General features: G+C 71.5%; 1 pseudogene. It reads right to left on the bottom strand.

What is annotated here, in order from left to right:
* Positions 1-295, bottom strand: a pseudogene (locus tag EN852_RS39290) (NAD-dependent epimerase); the annotation flags it as partial.

The raw sequence follows: 295 nt of genomic DNA, 5'->3' as shown, positions 1-295 counted from the left end.
CGCCCGCCTCGCCTCGAAGCGCGTCGGCCAGCCTTTGACGATCGCCCAGATCGTCTCGTCAGGCTGCTCGCGGATCCGCTTCGCGACCTGAGCGCCGGCGATGCGCTCCAGCGCCTCGATCTGCTCGCCGACGGTGACGGCGACGCCAGGCATGGTGAGGTTGCGGCGTGGTCCGACCTTATCGCCGTCGATCTCGGCCGCATGGATTAGGAAGCCCACCGCCGAGCGCGGGCTGGCATGGGTGTGCAGAACCGAGCGCGGCACCGGCAGGACCGCCTCCTGCCCGGCGAGCGGC

Source organism: Mesorhizobium sp. M2E.F.Ca.ET.209.01.1.1, assembly GCF_004010375.2.
Lineage (GTDB): Bacteria > Pseudomonadota > Alphaproteobacteria > Rhizobiales > Rhizobiaceae > Mesorhizobium.
The sequence above is the reverse complement of the archived record's forward strand: the minus strand, read 5'-3'. Positions and strand labels throughout refer to the sequence as shown.